Consider the following 17703-nt stretch of genomic DNA (forward strand, 5'->3'; position numbering starts at 1 on the left):
GAACGGTAAGTGTTCAGCTTACCTGCTATCCATTTCTGCCTCAATCGTATACTATGCGTTTCTTATACCCGCTGCTGGGCCTGCAGTTGCTTGCTGCTGCCGCCCGCGCCCAGACTGCTCCCGTTATTCCGGATATCGCCGTGCCGGAAGCGCCCACCTCAGTAGGAGCCACCGCCGCGCCCGCCATTGCCACCCCGGCCGATAAACCCAACTTTATTCCCGTGCCGGTGCTGTTCTATCAGCAGGAAACCGGCTTTGGTTATGGCGGGGCCATTTTGCCCGTGTGGCGCTTTGGGCAGGACAGCACCGTGCGTAAATCCAACGCCCGCCTGATTGCCTGGTACACCCAGAAAAAGCAAAGCACCATTCAGCTTACCCACACGGTTTTCACGCCCAACGAGAAGTTCTACTTTGCCGGCGAGCTAAGCCAGTACGACCTGTCGTTTTTCTACTACGGCCTGGGCAACGACACCAAATCCAGCGACGAGTCCACTATTGGCTACAAGCTGTTTGTGTTCGACGAGAAGTTCATGCGGCGCATCACGGCCCATAACCTCTACGGCGGGCTGCGCTACCGCCTGACCAATACCAGCAAGGTGCGCGTGATTGAGGATATCAGCGAAACTCAGCCCAGTTTGTTTCGCACCCTGCCCCAGAAAGAGCAGGAAGGCGGTGTAGTTTCTGGCCTTGGCCCTTCGTTGCTCTACGAAGGCCGCGACAATGTGCTGGCCACCTACCGCGGTATTTACATTGATGCGCATGCGCTGTTCACGGGCAAAGGCCTGGGCAGCGACTACACGTTTCAGCGCTACCAGCTCGATTTGCGGTATTTCCGTCCGCTGCTGGGCTCTAACAACACCATTCTGGCCCTCCAGTACCTGGGGCAGTTTCACTCCGGCAGCGTACCCTTCCGGGAGCTGGGCGGCCTGGGCGCTAACCTGGGCGGCTCCCAGTACAACAACGCTGCTCTGATGCGGGGCCTCTACGAAGCCCGGTTCCGGGGCCGGCAGATGATGACGGCCCAGGCCGAAATTCGTCAGCACCTGTTCTGGCGCCTCGACGGCGCTGCCTTCCTGGGTGCGGGGCAGGTCGGTAATACAGTAGGGCAGTATAGCTTCGGCGACACCAAGCTGGCGGGCGGGGCCGGCCTACGCTTCCGCTTCAACCGCCGCGACCGGCTCAACATCCGCCTTGATTACGCCGGCGGCACCGACACGGCTCCCAGCATTTATTTCGCCGTGGGCGAAGCTTTCTAAGCCGGCTTATAGTCAGCGCTAACTTTGGGCAGCCCCGCTGAGTTTCTCGGCGGGGCTGCTGGCTTTTTGAGCCTGGTTTGCTGTGGTAGTAAATGCGGGATAGTAAGTTCGGTAAGGCGTGCATAAAATAGGATAATTTGTTGCTTATTTGGCAATAAGCCCCACCGCTCTATTCTCCTGCATGCGTCTTTTTTACTCCTTACTACTGGGTAGTCTGCTGGCTACCCGGGCCTATTCGCAAACACCGGATTCTGCTGCCGTACCTAAGGCCGTCACGCCGGCGGTGGCGGCTCCCAAACCGGCCAAGCCCAGCTTTCTGCCTTTCCCGATTGTGTTTTCCCAACCCGAAACCGGCGTCGGCTATGGGCTGGCAATGCTGCCGGTCTGGCGCTTCGGGCAGGATACCACCGTACGTAAGTCCAATGCCCGCCTGGTAGTGTGGCGCACCCAGAATAACCAGAGCCTGGTGCAGCTGACCCACAACGTCTTCACGCCCGGCGAGAAATTCCTGGTTAATGGCGAGCTAAGTTACTTCTACAAATACCCCATCAACTACTACGGCTTTGGTCCCCGCACGAGCCGCGACGACGAATCGACCATTGAGTACAAGCTGGTCATTGTCAACCAACGGGTGCTGCGCCAGGTAAAGCGCAACGTGTTTGCAGGTCTGCAATACCGCCTGACCAACCTGCGTGACGTGCAGGTGCGCAAAAATATTGACGAAGGCACCCCGCAGCAGCGCCCCAGCCTGCTCCTGCAGCGGCCCGCCGAGGAGCTGCAAGCCAGTACCGTGTCGTCGGGCGTGGGGCCGGCCTTTCTCTACGATGGCCGCGACAATATCCTGAGCGCCTACCGCGGCAATTATCTGGAGCTGTCGGCTTTGTTCAACGGCCGCGCCCTGGGCAGCGACTTTCGCTTCAGCCGCTACCTGCTCGATGCCCGCCACTACCAGCCCTTGGGAGCCAACAGCAAAACGATTCTGGCTACCCAGCTGCTGGGGCAGTTTCAGAGCGGGCACGTGCCATTTCGGGAGCTGGCCAACCTGGGCGGCGACAAAACGTTGCGCGGCTATTACGAAGGTCGCTACCGTGACCGGCAGCTGGTGGCCCTGCAGGCTGAGCTGCGTCGGCTCTTGTTCTGGCGCTTCAACGGAGCCATTTTCGGCAGCCTGGGCCAGGTGGGCAACACGGTGAGCGACCTGGGCCGCAATTCGCTGAAAGCCACCACCGGGGCCGGTATTCGCTTTAAGTATAACCGGCGCGACCGGCTCAACATCCGCTTCGACTACGGCGTGGCCCGCGACGGCTCGACGGGCTTTTACTTCAGCATCGGGGAGGCCTTCTAGCAGCTGGGGATTAACTAGCAGGGGAGAGGCCGCGTAGAAAAGACTTCACTTTTTCTGCGTCTTATGAACTCCTCCTACGCTTCCTATGCCTACGCCCTGCTCCGCATCGTAGTCGGCTTGCTTTTCGCCATGCACGGCAGCCAGAAGCTGCTGGGCTTTCCCGGCGACGGGGCCAGTATGCCGCTGGCGTCCCTGATGGGTGTGGCTGGTATTATCGAGCTGGTAGGCGGCCTGCTTATCATGCTGGGCTTGTTTACTCGCGTAGCGGCTTTTATAGCCAGCGGCACCATGGCAGTTGCTTACTTTATGGCCCACTTCCCCAAGCATCCGCTGCCCATCATCAACGAGGGCGAACTGGCTGTGGTGTACTGTTTTGTGTTCCTGTTTATAGCGGCCTACGGGTCCGGCATCTGGAGCCTGGACAGCCTGCGCACCAATCGCACGGCAGCTTAGCCCCTGTCGGCTGGTCGATGAAAGCGGCGGGCCAGTCGAGGCAATGCGCGCGGCAGTCCATTACTCGCCCCGAAGGGCCGGCGGCGTAGTAAGTTTGAGCTTTTCTAACTTGGGCTGACCTGCATGGCTGCATTTCCAATCCGGCGTTATCTGACGCCCTTGATTCACGTGTTGATGTGGGGCCTCTTTGGCCTAAGCCTGGTGCTGCTCAACCCGCTGCTGGGGCGCTTCGAGCTGCCGTGGCAGTTCTGGGCCAAGCAGGCTTTGGTGTTTGCCTTGTGGGTAGCCGCCTTTTACCTGACGGCCTACGTGAGCGTGCCGCGCCTGCTGTTTCGCGGGCACGTGGGCTGGTTTGTGCTCGTCATTCTGCTCACGGCTGCCGTGGTCATGGGCTTGTCTCAACTGGCCGAATCGGCGCTGAACCTGCAGACGCTCATGGACCAGCACCTGCGGCCACCCAATGGCGGCTTCCGCCCAGGCCCGGGCCGGGGACCTGGTCCCGGTGCTTTCCGCCCCCGGCCCCGGCGCTTCGACATGGTGGGCATGCTCACCACGCTGCTGGTACTGGGCATCAGCACCAGCATTGCGGCGGTGCAGAAGTGGCAAACCGACACCCAGCGCCGTCAGGAGCTGGAGCAGCAGAAAGTGCATTCCGAGCTGAGCTTTCTGAAAGCCCAGATCAACCCGCACTTTTTCTTCAATACGCTCAACAACATCTACGCCCTGACGGTGGTAGATGCCGCCGCGGCCCGGCAGGCCATTCATACCCTGTCGCGCATGATGCGCTACGTGCTCTACGAAACCCCGGCCGATACAACGTCCCTGGCCAAGGAGCTGGCTTTTGTGCAGGACTACGTGGCCCTGATGAAGCTGCGCCTGACCGAGCGGGTGCGGGTGGAGCTGGAGTGGCCCGAGCCCGTGCGCGACGTGCCCGTGGCTCCCATGCTGCTGCTGCCCTACGTCGAAAATGCCTTCAAGCACGGCGTGAGTGCCACCCAGCCCAGCCGGATTCGGGTGGCCGTGCGCCAGCCTTCGGCCAACGTGCTGGAGCTGGAAGTGCGCAACACCCGCTTTGCCGCCCCGGCTACCAGCCTCGACGAAGGCAGCGGCATCGGGCTTGCCAACACCCAGCGCCGCCTCGATTTGCTCTACCCCGGCCGCTACGTGCTGCAGGTAGAGGAAGCCACGCCCGAGGGCGAATTCTGCGTTACCCTAACCCTGCACACCGTATGATTACCCTCAAATGCATTGCCGTCGATGATGAGCCCCTGGCCCTGGGCATGGTGGCCGCCTTTATCGAGCAAACGCCCTTTTTGCAGCTGGTAGGCAAGTATTCGAGCGGAGTGGAAGCCCTGCGCAGCCTGCACGAGCACCCCGATCTGGACCTGCTCTTCCTCGATATTCAGATGCCCGAGCTGACCGGCCTGGAGCTGGCCCGGGTACTGGACCGGGGGGCGCCTGGTACCGGTCCGCGCATCATTTTTACCACCGCCTTCAACCAGTACGCCCTCGACGGCTACCGCGTCGATGCCTTGGACTACCTGGTCAAGCCCTTCAGCTACGAGGAATTTTTGCGGGCCGCCACCAAGGCCAAAGCCTACGCCGAGCACCACCAGGTGCCGGCTGCGGCACCGCTCGCGCCAGCTGCCGCCGAGGACGATTTTATCTTTCTGAAAGTAGAATATGAACTGATTCGGGTGTCCCTCGACGACATTCTCTACGTGGAAGGGCTTAAGGATTACGTGAAAGTGCACCTGCGCAGCGCGCCCCGGCCGCTGCTCTCCCTGATGAGCCTCAAAGCCATGGAGGAAAAGCTGCCCGCCCGCCGGTTTTTGCGCATTCACCGCTCCTTTATCGTGGCCCTCGACAAGATTGAGGCGGTGCGCCGCAACACGGTGCAAATTGGCCCGGCCACGCTGGCCGTCAGTGACCAGTACAAGGAAGCCTTTATGCAGTTTCTGAGCCGCTGGACCTGATTTTGAATCCTACTTTTTGGCTTAAAAGCCCGGTTGCACTTTAGGCGCGGCCGGGCTTTTTTATTGCCCAACTAGTTCGGTAAAAACGGCGCGCAAGCCGCCAAAAGGCGCAAAGCTCAACCGATACAATCGGGCGGTTGGTCTAGGAAGTCGGGCCGGTGGCCGAGTGCGGTAGCCACCCGCCCGGGCAGCCGCTAGGTTTGTCTCAGTGAGTGAATAAAAGCGGAAAGAAGGCCGGGCGCTGCAACGCTACGGCCTTCTGGCGGCTCCTCCTGCTACAAATCAACTAACTGTTTGCTGTTCATTTTTATGAAAAAATTACTCTCGCTGGCCCTGCTGCTGACTCTGGCGCTGGGCCTGGGTTCCTGCTCGAAAGATGACGACGCCACCGTGGAAGTGCGGGGCGTCTGGACCAGCCGCTCCCAGTTTGAAGGCCTGGCCCGCAACTCGGCCGTCAGCTTTACCATCGGCGACAAAGCCTACGTGGGTTTGGGCACCGACGGCATCGACAAGTTTACCGACTTCTGGGAGTACAACCGCACGACCAACACCTGGCGGCAGCGGGCCGACTTTCCCGGCGTGGGCCGCTACCTGGCCGTGGGTTTCGCGGCCGATGGTAAAGGCTACGTGGGCACGGGCTACGACGGGGTAAACCGGCTCAAGGACTTCTGGCAGTACGACCCTAGCACCGACCAGTGGACCCGCAAGGCCGATTTTGGCGGCTCGGCCCGCTACAACGCTGCGGCCATGACCATCAACGGCAAAGGCTACGTGGGTACCGGCTACGACGGCAACTCCAAGAAAGACTTCTGGCAGTACGACCCTGCTACCGACACCTGGACCCAGAAGCCCAGCTTCGGCGGCAACAAGCGCATGGGCGCCACGGCCTTCAGCATCGGCAGCACCGGCTACCTGCTGTTGGGCGCCGACAACGGCATTGCCCAGACCGATATCTGGTCGTACGACCCCGCCACGGAGCTCTGGACCCAGCACAAGGACCTCGTGTACCACGACGACAGCAACGACGACCTGGACTATGACTATAGCGCCTTGCCCCGGCAAAATGCCGCCAGCTTTGTGATTGGTGAGAAAGGCTACGTGGCCCTGGGAGCCAACAGCGGCAACAAAACCGACTGCTGGGAATACAACCCCGCCGCCGATACCTGGACGGTGAAAACGGCCTTTGCCGGCGCGGGCCGCACGTATCCGGTGGGCTTTGCCCTCGGCGACCGGGGCTACGTGGCCCTGGGCAACTCGGGCAGCACCCGCCTCGATGATACCTGGGAGCTGGCCCCCGACGCGGAAAATGAATAAGCTGCGCTGCTACGCTGCTCTGAGCTGGTTGCAGAGCCGGGCCCTGCCTTTGCTGCTGGTGCTGCTGGGAGCCTGCACCGACCCCGAAGACCTGGGCGAAGAGTTGCCCAGCCCTGCTTCGGTAGCCCTGGACGCCACCTATACCGATACCGTTACGGTGCGGGCCAGCACGGTGCTCACCGACTCGGTGCCCTCGGCAACTACGAGCTACCTGCTGCTGGGCCGCTACCACGATGCGCGCCTGGGCACCATCACGGGGCGCAGCTACCTGCAGGCGGGCATCACGGCGGCTTTCACGCCCGACCCCGTTCTGCGCTATGATTCCCTGGTGCTGGTACTCACGGCCGATACCTACCGCTACGGCGACACCACCCGCACCCAGCAAGTGGAGGTCCATCGGCTGCAGCAGGGTTTTCAGGCCAACAAAACCTACTTTGCCAACGACGCCCTGCCGTACGCCGCCCCGGCGCTGGGCCGCCGCTCGTTTCGAGCCCGAGCCGGCCTGGGCACGCTGCGGGTGCGCTTGGAAAACAGCTTGGGCCAGGAGTTGTGGCAGGCCGGGCAAAACAACCAGTTGACCACTCTCGGCGAACTGCAAAGCCGCTTGCCGGGCTTGGCACTCACGCCCGCCGAAACCGATGACGCTGCCTTGCTGCGCTGGAGCGCCGGTGCCACAATGCTCCTCTATTACCACGACCCGGTCGCGCCTACCGAAGCGCTGAGCTACCCGATTGTGCTGGGCGGCGACTTTACCCACTTTTTCCAGCTGCAGGCCGACCGCACGGGCACCAAGCTGGCCGCGCTAACGGACATTCGGCAGAGTGTGAGCAGCGCCGCTACCGAGGAAGAAGCCTTCATTCAGGCCGGTCTGGGGCTTAAAACCAAGCTGGAGTTTCCCTACCTGACCCACCTCAAGGAACTGGGCGGCACCATCGTCATCAACTCGGCCCAGCTCATGCTTGAAACGGTGAGTAGCGCCGAAAACCGGTTCTGGCCGCCCCCCGGCGCCCTGTATGCCCGCCTCACGGACCGGGCTAACCGCAACGGAGCCTTCTTTCTGGCCAGCGACGGGTCGGTAGCGGCCATGAGCTACCAGCGGAGCGTGTCGGAGCGTACCGGCCTCGATCAGGGCCGCTATACGCTGGGCATGACGGCCTACGTGCAGAACGTGCTGCGCGGCACCTTGGTGAACCAAGGCATTCTGCTGGGCAGTGAAAGCCAGGCCACGACCGAGCAGGTCGTCTTGGGTAGCGCCCGGAATACGGCTCACTCGCTGCGTTTGCGCATTTATTACACCCGTGTCGTGCTTTAGGCGGCTAATCTGATATACTCGGCGGGCACCACTTTTCAAGCGAGAGGTGGTGCCCGTTTCGTGTAATAGGGGCTGTAAAGCTTGAAAAGCGGCGGAATTCGGGGAATAAACGGCTGGTTCTGGTCGGGTGAATCGCGGGGGCGGCCGATGGAAGTAAGGCTTCTGCCGATGAAAGCGGCTCGGCCCGGCGGCTGGGCAGGAGGTGGCACTTGGCTTGCAAAGAGGGAATCAAGCGCTTGAAACAAACTTTTCACCGGCTTGCCCTCCACCTGACCAGGCGCGGCAGTCCTTTCTTTTCACTGCTACTTTCCTTCCCCGAACATGAAAACGTCCCTGCTTTCCCTGGCCGCCGCTTTTGCCCTTCTGGCTTCGACCAACTCCTTTGCCGCTGCTCCCACCGCCGGCCCCGACTGGAAAAACGACCGCCGCGAAGATGACCGCCGCAACGACCGTAACGATAAAGACTTCAACTACGGCTACGACCGCAGCCACCGTGTAACCCCCGCCGAGCGGGCCCGCTGGGAAGCCGCTTACCGCCGCAACGATAACAACCGCTCAAACAACATCAGCTCGGCCGACCGGGCCCGCCTGGAGCGGGAGCGTTTCGAAGCCCAGCGCCGCCAGGAAGAGGAGCGCCGCCGCAACGACCGCAACGACGGGGACTTCAACTACGGCTATGACCGTAGCCACCGCGTGACAGCCGCCGAGCGGGCCCGCTGGGAAGCCCAGCACCGTAACGATAACCGCTACGATGGCCGCCGCTAGTCGCCTGCTTTAAACCTTTCCCTTACCCTGCCATCAAAGTCTCATAATCCCTTTTAATTTCCTTCTTCTCCGATGAAACTTCCCCTGCTTTCTCTCCTGGCCGCTTTCGCCCTGACCATTGGTAGCGCTGCTGCCCAAACTACCACCTCTGCTCCGGCCACTAGAGGCCGCGGTGAAATGCGCCAGCAGGCCTCGCCCGATGAGCGCGCCACCCGCCAGAGCGAACAAATGACCAAACAGCTGGGCCTCAGCGCCGATCAGACCAGCCGAATCAAGCAGATTCTGCTGACCCGTGAGCAGGAGCGTCAGGCTCTGCGTGGTCAGGGCCGCCCCGAAGGTGCCACCCGCGAACAAATGGGAGCCCAGATGAAGGCCAACCGCGACAAGTACGAGGCTCAGTTTAAAGAAGTGCTGACGGCTGACCAGTACGCCAAGTTCACCCAGCTGCAGCAGGACCGTAAGCAGCGCGGTGGCCAAGGCAAAGATGGCGCCCAGGTTGGTAAGGTAAAAGCCAGAAAAGGCAAAGTAAAGGTGAAGTCCACCGAAAGCTAAACCGCCTCCTTAGTGCCTAACAGAAAGCCCCGACCCATTTGTGGTCGGGGCTTTTTTGTCTATGCCCGCGTCCGTGCCCGGCCCGAGGGTGCCGGAGCGGTTATGTCAGCATAACAATTCGGTAATATGGCTGGTTGGCTCCGCGGCGGCGGGCAGGTTACCTTCGCGCCGTCAATCGTTCAGACCAAAAACCTTTCTTGCTATGTCGCAGCCCATTCGCTCCGCCCTCGTTTCCGTCTATTACAAAGACCGTCTGGAGCCGCTGGTGGCGCTTTTGAAAGAACACGGCGTGCAGCTGTATTCCACGGGCGGCACCCTGAAGTTCATCCAGGAGCTGGGCGCCGAGGTGACGGCCGTGGAAAGCCTGACCGGCTTCCCGGAAGTATTTGGTGGCCGCGTCAAAACCCTGCACCCCAAGGTATTCGGCGGCATTCTGCACCGCCGCCACGAGGCCTCTGACCTGGAGCAGGCCGAGCAGCACGACATTCCGCCCATCGACCTGGTAATTGTGGACCTGTACCCCTTCGAAGAAACCGTAGCTTCCGGTGCCGACGAAGCCGACGTCATCGAGAAAATTGACATCGGCGGCATTTCCCTGCTGCGAGCCGCGGCCAAAAACTACCGCGACGTACTCGTGGTCAGCAGCCGCAACCAGTACGAGGCCGTAACCGAACTGCTGCGCGAAAAGAACGGGGCCACCGACCTGGAGGACCGCCGCCACTATGCCGCCGCCGCCTTCGAAGCCACTTCCCACTACGACACCCACATCTTCAACTACCTCAGCCAAGGCACCACTGTGGATGGCACGGCCCTGAAAGTAAGCCAGAAGCCCGCCACCAGCCTGCGCTACGGCGAAAATCCCCACCAGGCGGGCACCTTCTACGGCGACCTGTCGGCCCTGTTCGACCAGCTTCACGGCAAGCAGCTCAGCTACAACAACCTCGTCGACGTGGACGCGGCGGTGCTGCTGATGCAGGAATTTCAGGACGGCCAGCCGGCCTGCGCCATCCTGAAGCACACCAATGCCTGCGGCGTGGCCCAGGCCGAAACCCTGCACGCAGCTTACCTCAATGCCCTGGCCTGTGACCCGGTATCGGCTTTTGGCGGCGTTATCATCGTCAATAAGCCCGTGGATGAGGCTACGGCCCAGGATCTCAACAAGCTGTTTTTCGAAGTGCTGATTGCGCCCGAATTCGAAGCCGAGGCTCTGCCCATTCTGCAAAGCAAGAAAAACCGCATTCTGCTGCGTCAGAAGCCGGTAGAATTCCCCAAGAAGCAGGTGAAAACTTTGCTCAACGGCGTGATTGAGCAGGACTTCGACCGGCAGACCGAAACGGCTGAGGATTTCAAAGTGGTAACGCAGTCGGCGCCTACGGCTGAGGAAACGGAGGCCTTGGTCTTCGCGGCCAAGGTTTGCAAGCATACCAAGAGCAATACCATCGTGCTGGCCCGGGCCGGGCAACTGCTGGCTTCGGGTGTGGGCCAGACCTCCCGCGTCGATGCCCTGCGCCAGGCCATTGAGAAAGCCAAGTCCTTCGGCTTCGATTTGCAAGGCGCCGTTATGGCCTCCGACGCCTTCTTCCCCTTCCCCGACTGCGTGGAAATTGCCGGTGCCGCCGGTATCCGCGCCGTGGTGCAGCCCGGCGGTTCCATCAAGGACGCCGACAGCATTGCCGCCTGCGACCAGCTCGGCATGGCCATGGTCATGACCGGCGTGCGTCACTTCAAGCACTAGGTCTTTAATGTGCTGATGTGCTAATGTGGGCAATATGAGAAATGCGGGATTGTGTCATTGCGAGGCGTAAGCCGAAGCAATCCGTCCTCTACTAGTGACCAACTTCCTATAACCAGAAAGTCCTGACGTTAGCGTAACGTCAGGGCTTTTTACTTTAAAGAAATCCGCACATTTCAGAGGACGGATAGCCGCGCTTCGCTCGCCATGACACGGGGTTTTCCAACGAAAAACAAGCTCGGCGGGCAATGCTGTAGCGGAATCAGCGTTTGGTGCGTTTCAGCGGTGGCACTGCTTCGCGGCGGGTCGTAGCTCGGCCTTCACCTTGGTGCCGCTGTTGCCAGCATGCCATGATTATACCGGTGGTGCTTCGCTGAAACTTGTGTACTTTTGCGCCCACTTTGCACGGAGCTAAACTGTGCATTCTCTTTTAATTGCCGCTACTCAATGGGTTTCTTCAACTTCCTTACCAGCGACATCGCCATTGACCTGGGGACGGCCAATACGCTCATTATTCACAACGATATTATCGTCGTGGATGAGCCGAGCATCATCGCCAAAGACCGTACAACCAATAAAGTAATTGCCGTGGGCCGGCAAGCGCAGCAAATGCACGAAAAGACCCACGACAACATCAAAACAATCCGGCCCCTGAAAGACGGCGTAATTGCCGACTTCCACGCCGCCGAGGAAATGATCAAGGGCATGATCAAGATGATTGACACGCGTCGTCGTCTGTTTCAGCCCTCGCACCGCATGGTTATCTGCATTCCTTCGGGCATTACGGAGGTAGAGAAGCGCGCCGTGCGCGACTCCGCCGAGCACGCCGGGGCCAAGGAAGTGTGGATGATTCAGGAGCCCATGGCCGCCGCCATCGGTATCGGCATCGACGTGGAACAGCCCATCGGCTCGATGATCATCGACATCGGGGGCGGGACCACCGAAATTGCTGTTATTGCCCTGTCGGGTATCGTCTGCGACCAGTCCATTAAGACTGCCGGGGACGTATTCAACCAGGATATTCTGGACTACATGCGGCGCCAGCACAACCTGTTGATCGGAGAGCGGAGCGCCGAGCGCATCAAGATTGAAGTAGGCGCGGCCCTAACCGAGCTCGACATCACCCCGCCCGACTTCGAAGTGCGCGGCCGGGACCTGATGACCGGGATTCCGAAGGTTATCAAGGTAACCTCGTCCGAAATTGCCATTGCCCTGGACAAATCGGTAGCCAAAATCGAGGAAGCCGTACTGAAGGCCCTGGAGATTTCGCCGCCCGAACTCTCGGCCGATATCTATGAAAACGGCATTCACCTGACCGGCGGCGGGGCCCTGCTGCGCGGCCTCGACAAGCGCCTCGCGGTGAAAACCAAGCTGCCGATTCACATTGCCGAAGACCCGCTGCGCGCTGTGGTGCGCGGCACTGGTAAGGCCATCAAGGACATTCAGGCGTTTAAAGGCGTACTGCTGACCTAACAACAAGGCGGACTGTGGAAGGAGGAATGAAGAAGGGACCTGGTCCGACATCTTCATTCCTCCTTCTGCATTCTCTGTTTCCCGACTAACTTACGCATGAATAACCTGCTCAACTTCCTTTTCCGCTACCGGGGCATCCTGGTGTTCGGACTATTGGAGGTGCTGAGCTTGTATTTGTACGTGCGCAACAGCTCGTACCAGAAAGCAGCGTTTTTCAACTCGGCCAACGCCTACACCGGCGAAGTGCTGGCCGCCCGGACCCGGGTGTATGACTATTTCCGGCTATTTGAAGTAAACCGGAACCTGGTTGCCGAAAACGCCATGCTCCGGCAGCAGCTTTACCGGCCCGATATAGCCGGCCGGGAAGCCGACACGCTGCCCGTGGCCCAGGACAGCCTGAGCCAGGCCCGCCTGCGCACGCTGGCCCACCCAGACTCTCTGCTGCTCGGGTTGCGCCAGATTCCGGCCCGCGACCCGGATTATCCACTGATTCCGGCCCGAGTTATCAACAATTCGCTCCGAAAAGTGGATAACTACCTCACCTTGAACGTTGGCTCGGTTGATGGGCTAAAGCCGGGCATGGGGGTGCTGGCCGCTGCTGGCGTGGTAGGCCGGGTGAAAGTAGCCAGTGAGCATTACGCCACCGTGACCTCCGTGCTGCACTCCAAAACCTCGATTTCAGCCAAGCTGCAGCGTGATGGGACCTTCGGCACCATAAAGTGGCTCGGCGACGACCCCACCCAGGTACTGCTCGATTACATTCCGCGCCAGAACAAGCTGGTGCGCGGCGACACAGTCGTTACGTCGGGCTACAACGCCATTTTCCCCGAGGGCGTCATGATTGGCACGGTGCAGTCGTTTGTAAAGGAGCCCGATAAGAACTTCTGGACAGTGCGGGTGCGCCTGGCTGTCGATTTTACCAAGCTTACCTACGTGTACGTGGTCAGCAGCCGGCCTAAGGCGGAGCGCGACACGGTGGAAACCCGCACGGGAATTAAGCCTGAAGAGGAGGAAAAGCCGTGAGAGGAGTAGGCGACATCATCATTCAGCTGCTGCGGTTCCTGCTCTACGTGGGCCTGTATGTGTTCCTGATCAGCGGCACCGATTTCGTGCTGTTCGACTTGGGCTGGTGCATTCTTTACATCGGGTTTCTGCTGTTCCTACCCATCAGCACGCCCATCGTGGTGCAGCTGCTGCTGGGCTTCATCGTCGGCTTCGTCGTCGACCTGTTCTTCGACACCGGCGGCCTGCACGCCGCCGCCTCCGTGCTGCTGGCCTACGTGCGTCCCTGGGTGCTGCGCCTGCTCACCCCGCGTGACGGCTACGACTCGGCCGACTCGGCCAGCATCCACCAGATGGGTTGGCAGTGGTTTGTGGTGTACCTGAGCTTGCTGGTGTTTATTCACCACACCGCCTTTTTCCTGCTGGAGCTGGGCAGCTTCCACTTCTTTGGCCTCACGCTAGCCAAAATCCTGCTCAGCACGCTCTACACCAGCCTTACGTTGCTCATCAGCCAACTGGTGTTCTTCCCCACGCGCCGCCGCAGCCGGTAGCAGCCGCTGCAGACAGGTCGGGCCGCCCACCAGAGTATATACGTGCTGTAAGCAGCCCAAAACGAAACCGCCGGCTCAGGCTTTTCTCGTTCTACCCAGTAGAAGTCAAAAAAGCCTGAGCCGGCAGTTTTTAGCTGGTTGCCCAGCGCAGCCGAATTAGTGGTTTACCACGTCGTCGTGCATTTTGTCGATGATGACGTACAGCGCGGCCTTATCAGCCTCCGACACCTTATTATCGTTCAGGGACTTCTCCAGCTGCGTGCGCCACACGGCAAATTCGTTGTTGGTAACTGCCATGCCAGTATGAGCGGCCAGCATGCTCTTGCCTTTGTAGGTCAGCGGGCCGCCGGTAGCTTCCCCTAGCTGGTCCACCACGTGGTTGCGCAGGCGCTGCAGGCGGGTCGGGTCGGTGGGGGCCTGACCGTTTACACCATTTATAGCGTCAAGCATGGGCTTGTGGGAGCGCAGCATAACGGAATTAGGCGTGGCCGTTTCGGCACCTACGTTGGCAATCAGGCCGTCCACGATTTTGGCTACGCCTTCGGTCTTGCCCAGGCGGTCATACAGGGTGGGGGGAGTAGCCTCGGCTTCTTCTTTGCCGCAGGAGCTAACAAACAGGCCACCAGCCAGCATAAGGGCTGTAAAGAGTACGGAGTTCTTCAAAGGTGTGAAGGGTAATAGAGGTTAATGAAAAAGGAAGGTGACACTAAATATTTACGAGCAGCCGGCGCAGGTTCAGGGCAAAGCGCACCTTCTCCAGGGCCAGTATGTAGCCGGCCGGCACCGGGCACTGCCGCGCCAAAGGGTCGGGTGCCGGCATAGACAAGGGCTGTAAGGCCAGCTTCTGGCATACCTGCTCGGCAGTAAGCTCGTCGGGGTTATACGCCAGGGTCAGCAGCTGCTTCTCGGGCCGGACGGCACAGGCCGTAACGCCGGGCAAGGCCGTAGCTTGGTTCTGCAACTGCTGGGCACCTGGGCCGGGTTGCAAGCCCGGCGCACTAAGAATCAGAAAAGCCGAAGGAGGGGCGTACTCATGCAAACTGGGCTCTTCCCAGCTGCTCCACACCAGTATGGCTACTACAAGGGCAAGCAGACCCGCTTTCCAGGGACGGAAACGGAGAATTGACGGACGAGACACTTGGGTAAACGATTAAATCTGAGGCTTCAGCGTGAAATTGCGGGCTACTGTAAAGCCGAAATACAGGTCGCCGCTAAAGAAGTTACCGGTGGTTTCGGGCACGAAGAATTTCTCCGTCATGCCCAGCGAGTTGGTCACGTGCAGTTGAAACACGTGGCCGCCGGTTTCAATGTCGAGGCCCAGACCCAGGGCATTGCGGAAGTTGCTGGCCGTGTGGTTGGAAAACAGGTAGTAATAGTCGGCCGTCAAAGCTGTGCGCTTGGTAATCTTCTGCCGCAGCGCGCCGCCCAGCGCGTACACGTCATTTTCCTCGGGAGCCGTGGCCACGTAGTTGCGGTGAATCAGGGTGGGCATCAGCTGTACCGACAGGGCCGGGCTGAACTTGCGGGCAATCAGGGCCTGGTAGGCGTAGGTCACGCGTGAGGCCGTGGTACGTTCTACAGGCTCGTTGAACCGAAGGGTGGTAATAGACGAGGAAGCAAACAGCGTTACCGAAACCGGCATGGGACGCACGCCGGTGGTTTGCCGGATAGCGCGGTATTTGGCGAAGCCGTCGAACGTCTTTTCCTGGGAGCTGCGACCCAGGCCCACGGTAAGGCGGCTGGTCAGGCCATACTCAAAGCTCAGACGCAGCACGGCCTGATCGAGGCCAAAGAAGTTGTAGGCGCCGCTGTTGAGCGTGCCAAACCGGTGCTGAATTAAAAAGGCCAAGGTGCCTTTGCCCGGCGTTTCTACCGACTGGGAGTTGATGATGTGGGTGCCTTTGAAAGTGGCAGCTACCACTTCGCGTTTGGCAGAGTCTTCGGTTTCTTTTTCCAGCTGACCCAACAGGTCGGTCTGGGCCTGGGCCATGGGCGCAAAAGCCAACAGGCCCAGGGCTAAGCTGAACAGAAAAGGAACAGCGTGTCGAGGTGTATTCATATAAGAAACTCTTCGTAAAAACTTAGTTGGGGGAAGTTGAGCGCGTTACCGGAGTGTTTCCGCCCTCGACCGGGTCACAGGCCAGGCCCACGCGGATACTCACAATCTTGGCAATATTCTCGCGTACCAGCAGTGGGATTTCAATGTTGTAGTCGGCCGGAGCCACGCTGAAAAGGGCAAAGGCCGTGAGCTGCCCATTCTTCATTTCCAGGGAGCACGGCACCGTCATGTGGTGCGTTACGCCGTGAATCGTTAAGTCGCCTTCCACTTTGCAGTTGTGGGTTCCTGGCTCACTTAGCTTGGCCACATCCAGGCCGATGAAATGCCCGCTAAACGTGGCTTTGGGGAATTTGACCGATTCCATGTAGTTCTCGTTGAAGTGCTCCTGCATCAGGGTGCGCTTAAACATGAACTCCTTAATGGGTACACTGAAAGCCAATTGTCCGGAGCTTAGGTCGAGCACGGCCGCCGCCGCCGTGTTGCGGGCTTCAATGTCTTCGAGGATACTAGTCGAAAAGAACGTGACGCGACCCGTTTTGGTCATGAATTTACCCTGCGCCCAGCCCGACTGGGTAGTCGCCAGCAGCAAGGGTATAAACAATAAGGACAACAGCCTCTTCATGAAAGGGGTGCGTAAGGTGAGAGTAGGACGGAAAGTTGCTGGCCCTGCCGGCAACCGGAATAGTTGGGCTGTAGCGCCTAGTTATTAGGCTGCCCGGCGGCAATCCAGGCCTTGATTTGAGCAATGTCGCACTCTGATATCTTGGCTCCTCCTTTAGGCATAGGGTTGTAGCCGGCCTCGTGCGAGATGCACCCGATAATCAGGCGGCTCGACTGCCGTTTTATGCCCTCATAGGTGCTGTAGTCGTTGCCACCACCCAGCGTCTGGTACACCGTAGCGCCGTGGCAGGCTCGGCAGTTGGCATCGAAAATGGGAGAAATGACCGCCGCGTAGGTTGCCGGGGTAGGGTCATTGCAAGGGCTAGGCTCAGGACCTTTGGAATAGGTACAGGCCGAGACAAAAGCTAGTAGGGAAACTGCGGCTCCGGCCAAAGCCCGAGTCGGAAACAAGCGTAAAAATTTATGCATTAGACGGGAAATGGGCTGAAGAAAGAGCCTATACTATTCTATAGTAATATGACAGAACAAAGCTCTTTGGGTGTGAAAAGGTAGAGTGAAAAGGGCGCTATCTATAGTGATATTCGTTGAAGGTCCCAAAACACTCGGTATAGGTACTGTTGCTCTCTGTGGGAATTCTGACACGTTTATGGCATGTCATATTTGTAGTCGAATTTAGGCATAATTGTACTATCAGCCATGGTCAATCATAGATAACAGAATAATTATACCACACCAACAGGTAAAAAGCCTGACTGCTAGGCAGACAGGCTAAGAAATTACAGGTATAATCCTTATTGCATGAAAGCATTGCCGTACCGGGTCACCTGCCCGGCCCGCTTGCCCGTACGCTTGATTTTAGCGTTCGGGTCCCGTTCCAGTACCACGGTAGGAATCTTGCAGTCGTTGAGGGTACCAGGCGGGTGATGTAGCCCGCCGACTCTACCGTCAGCACCTGCTTTTGGTACACGGGAGAAGTAAGCTGAAAGCGGCCTTCGCTGTCAGTGATATACACGTTTTGGGTGCCCTTCACCAGCAGCATGGCGCTGGACAAAGGCTGACCTTCAGCATCTACAACATAGCCGACCAAGGGGCGCACGACAGGCGGACGGGATTTACCGGCGTTTCAGCCCGGCTGCTTTCGTCTTCTGCCAGAGCCAGACGTTGCTGCGGATCCTGGGCAAATGCCTGCAGGCTGGTCATGAAAGCGAAAAAGAGAAGGAAAGTAAAGTTACGCATAGGTAGCGGGTAAAGGGTGGGATAGAAGTCAGGCAAGCGCACACGACGGTTACATG

Annotated in this window: 20 protein-coding genes; 13 read left to right on the forward strand and 7 right to left on the reverse strand. The window is 59.4% G+C overall.

Going from position 1 to position 17703, the window contains the following annotated elements:
- Positions 1 to 53: 53 nt before the first annotated feature.
- The 13 genes from MUN79_RS08460 (at position 54) to MUN79_RS08520 (ending at position 13731) form a co-directional block, all read left to right on the forward strand.
- Positions 54 to 1256: a BamA/TamA family outer membrane protein gene (locus MUN79_RS08460; protein WP_244677261.1), complete on the forward strand. Its 1203-nt coding sequence runs from the start codon at positions 54 to 56 to the stop codon at positions 1254 to 1256.
- Between the two features lie 181 nt (positions 1257 to 1437).
- Positions 1438 to 2601, forward strand: coding sequence for a BamA/TamA family outer membrane protein (locus tag MUN79_RS08465; RefSeq protein ID WP_244677262.1), 1164 nt, complete (start codon positions 1438 to 1440; stop codon positions 2599 to 2601).
- Positions 2602 to 2664: 63 nt separating this feature from the next.
- On the forward strand, positions 2665 to 3054 hold the full coding sequence (locus tag MUN79_RS08470; protein ID WP_244677263.1) for a DoxX family protein: 390 nt from the start codon (positions 2665 to 2667) through the stop codon (positions 3052 to 3054).
- Positions 3055 to 3177: 123 nt separating this feature from the next.
- Positions 3178 to 4287, forward strand: coding sequence for a sensor histidine kinase (locus MUN79_RS08475; RefSeq protein WP_244677264.1), 1110 nt, complete (start codon positions 3178 to 3180; stop codon positions 4285 to 4287).
- A complete protein-coding gene (locus tag MUN79_RS08480; RefSeq protein ID WP_244678294.1) occupies positions 4287 to 5030 on the forward strand; it encodes a LytR/AlgR family response regulator transcription factor in 744 nt (247 codons plus the stop codon). The genes MUN79_RS08475 and MUN79_RS08480 overlap by 1 nt, the downstream gene beginning before the upstream one ends.
- Before the next feature lie 309 nt (positions 5031 to 5339).
- Positions 5340 to 6344, forward strand: coding sequence for a Kelch repeat-containing protein (locus tag MUN79_RS08485; protein ID WP_244677265.1), 1005 nt, complete (start codon positions 5340 to 5342; stop codon positions 6342 to 6344).
- Positions 6337 to 7656 carry a DUF4270 family protein gene (locus tag MUN79_RS08490; RefSeq protein ID WP_244677266.1) on the forward strand — a complete coding sequence of 440 codons (1320 nt, stop codon included), beginning with the start codon at positions 6337 to 6339 and terminating at the stop codon, positions 7654 to 7656. Before MUN79_RS08485 ends, MUN79_RS08490 begins: the two co-directional genes overlap by 8 nt.
- A gap of 321 nt (positions 7657 to 7977) precedes the next feature.
- Positions 7978 to 8421, forward strand: coding sequence for a hypothetical protein (locus MUN79_RS08495; protein WP_244677267.1), 444 nt, complete (start codon positions 7978 to 7980; stop codon positions 8419 to 8421).
- Positions 8422 to 8493: 72 nt separating this feature from the next.
- On the forward strand, positions 8494 to 8973 hold the full coding sequence (locus tag MUN79_RS08500; protein ID WP_244677268.1) for a DUF4890 domain-containing protein: 480 nt from the start codon (positions 8494 to 8496) through the stop codon (positions 8971 to 8973).
- A 202-nt stretch (positions 8974 to 9175) separates the two neighbouring features.
- Positions 9176 to 10708, forward strand: coding sequence for a bifunctional phosphoribosylaminoimidazolecarboxamide formyltransferase/IMP cyclohydrolase (gene purH, locus MUN79_RS08505; RefSeq protein WP_244677269.1), 1533 nt, complete (start codon positions 9176 to 9178; stop codon positions 10706 to 10708).
- Between the two features lie 444 nt (positions 10709 to 11152).
- Positions 11153 to 12178, forward strand: a complete 1026-nt coding sequence (locus MUN79_RS08510) for a rod shape-determining protein (protein ID WP_244677270.1) — start codon at positions 11153 to 11155, stop codon at positions 12176 to 12178.
- Positions 12179 to 12274: 96 nt separating this feature from the next.
- Positions 12275 to 13201: a rod shape-determining protein MreC gene (gene mreC / locus MUN79_RS08515; RefSeq protein WP_244677271.1), complete on the forward strand. Its 927-nt coding sequence runs from the start codon at positions 12275 to 12277 to the stop codon at positions 13199 to 13201.
- A complete protein-coding gene (locus MUN79_RS08520; RefSeq protein ID WP_244677272.1) occupies positions 13198 to 13731 on the forward strand; it encodes a hypothetical protein in 534 nt (177 codons plus the stop codon). The genes mreC and MUN79_RS08520 overlap by 4 nt, the downstream gene beginning before the upstream one ends.
- A gap of 156 nt (positions 13732 to 13887) precedes the next feature.
- On the opposite strand, the gene MUN79_RS08525 is transcribed toward MUN79_RS08520, so the two are convergent.
- The 7 genes from MUN79_RS08525 to MUN79_RS08555 form a co-directional block, all read right to left on the reverse strand.
- The gene (locus MUN79_RS08525; RefSeq protein ID WP_244677273.1) at positions 13888 to 14394 is read right to left on the reverse strand and encodes a truncated hemoglobin; all 507 of its coding nucleotides are present in this window, start codon (positions 14392 to 14394) and stop codon (positions 13888 to 13890) included.
- Between the two features lie 43 nt (positions 14395 to 14437).
- Entirely contained in the window at positions 14438 to 14869 is a 432-nt protein-coding gene (locus tag MUN79_RS08530) for a hypothetical protein (protein WP_244677274.1), read from the reverse strand.
- A gap of 12 nt (positions 14870 to 14881) precedes the next feature.
- Positions 14882 to 15790 carry a DUF5777 family beta-barrel protein gene (locus tag MUN79_RS08535; RefSeq protein WP_244677275.1) on the reverse strand — a complete coding sequence of 303 codons (909 nt, stop codon included), beginning with the start codon at positions 15788 to 15790 and terminating at the stop codon, positions 14882 to 14884.
- Between the two features lie 22 nt (positions 15791 to 15812).
- On the reverse strand, positions 15813 to 16412 hold the full coding sequence (locus tag MUN79_RS08540) for a YceI family protein (RefSeq protein ID WP_244677276.1): 600 nt from the start codon (positions 16410 to 16412) through the stop codon (positions 15813 to 15815).
- A 77-nt stretch (positions 16413 to 16489) separates the two neighbouring features.
- Entirely contained in the window at positions 16490 to 16879 is a 390-nt protein-coding gene (locus tag MUN79_RS08545) for a c-type cytochrome (RefSeq protein WP_244677277.1), read from the reverse strand.
- Between the two features lie 352 nt (positions 16880 to 17231).
- On the reverse strand, positions 17232 to 17507 hold the full coding sequence (locus MUN79_RS08550) for a carboxypeptidase-like regulatory domain-containing protein (protein WP_244677278.1): 276 nt from the start codon (positions 17505 to 17507) through the stop codon (positions 17232 to 17234).
- Complete coding sequence (locus MUN79_RS08555; protein WP_244677279.1) at positions 17480 to 17647, reverse strand: hypothetical protein; 168 nt, start codon at positions 17645 to 17647, stop codon at positions 17480 to 17482. The genes MUN79_RS08550 and MUN79_RS08555 overlap by 28 nt, the downstream gene beginning before the upstream one ends.
- Between the last annotated feature and the right edge of the window lie 56 nt (positions 17648 to 17703).

The sequence above is a fragment of the Hymenobacter cellulosilyticus genome, assembly GCF_022919215.1.
In the GTDB taxonomy this organism is placed as follows: Bacteria; Bacteroidota; Bacteroidia; order Cytophagales; family Hymenobacteraceae; genus Hymenobacter; species Hymenobacter cellulosilyticus.

Bases quoted from the DNA above. Each gene is read 5' to 3' on its own strand.
- MUN79_RS08460 (WP_244677261.1), top strand. From the start codon at position 54: ATGCGTTTCTTATACCCGCTGCTGGGCCTGCAGTTGCTTGCTGCTGCC.
- MUN79_RS08465 (WP_244677262.1), top strand. From the start codon at position 1,438: ATGCGTCTTTTTTACTCCTTACTACTGGGTAGTCTGCTGGCTACCCGG.
- MUN79_RS08470 (WP_244677263.1), top strand. From the start codon at position 2,665: ATGAACTCCTCCTACGCTTCCTATGCCTACGCCCTGCTCCGCATCGTA.
- MUN79_RS08475 (WP_244677264.1), top strand. From the start codon at position 3,178: ATGGCTGCATTTCCAATCCGGCGTTATCTGACGCCCTTGATTCACGTG.
- MUN79_RS08485 (WP_244677265.1), top strand. From the start codon at position 5,340: ATGAAAAAATTACTCTCGCTGGCCCTGCTGCTGACTCTGGCGCTGGGC.
- MUN79_RS08490 (WP_244677266.1), top strand. From the start codon at position 6,337: ATGAATAAGCTGCGCTGCTACGCTGCTCTGAGCTGGTTGCAGAGCCGG.
- MUN79_RS08495 (WP_244677267.1), top strand. From the start codon at position 7,978: ATGAAAACGTCCCTGCTTTCCCTGGCCGCCGCTTTTGCCCTTCTGGCT.
- MUN79_RS08500 (WP_244677268.1), top strand. From the start codon at position 8,494: ATGAAACTTCCCCTGCTTTCTCTCCTGGCCGCTTTCGCCCTGACCATT.
- purH (WP_244677269.1), top strand. From the start codon at position 9,176: ATGTCGCAGCCCATTCGCTCCGCCCTCGTTTCCGTCTATTACAAAGAC.
- MUN79_RS08510 (WP_244677270.1), top strand. From the start codon at position 11,153: ATGGGTTTCTTCAACTTCCTTACCAGCGACATCGCCATTGACCTGGGG.
- mreC (WP_244677271.1), top strand. From the start codon at position 12,275: ATGAATAACCTGCTCAACTTCCTTTTCCGCTACCGGGGCATCCTGGTG.
- MUN79_RS08535 (WP_244677275.1), bottom strand. From the start codon at position 15,790: ATGAATACACCTCGACACGCTGTTCCTTTTCTGTTCAGCTTAGCCCTG.
- MUN79_RS08540 (WP_244677276.1), bottom strand. From the start codon at position 16,412: ATGAAGAGGCTGTTGTCCTTATTGTTTATACCCTTGCTGCTGGCGACT.
- MUN79_RS08545 (WP_244677277.1), bottom strand. From the start codon at position 16,879: ATGCATAAATTTTTACGCTTGTTTCCGACTCGGGCTTTGGCCGGAGCC.
- MUN79_RS08555 (WP_244677279.1), bottom strand. From the start codon at position 17,647: ATGCGTAACTTTACTTTCCTTCTCTTTTTCGCTTTCATGACCAGCCTG.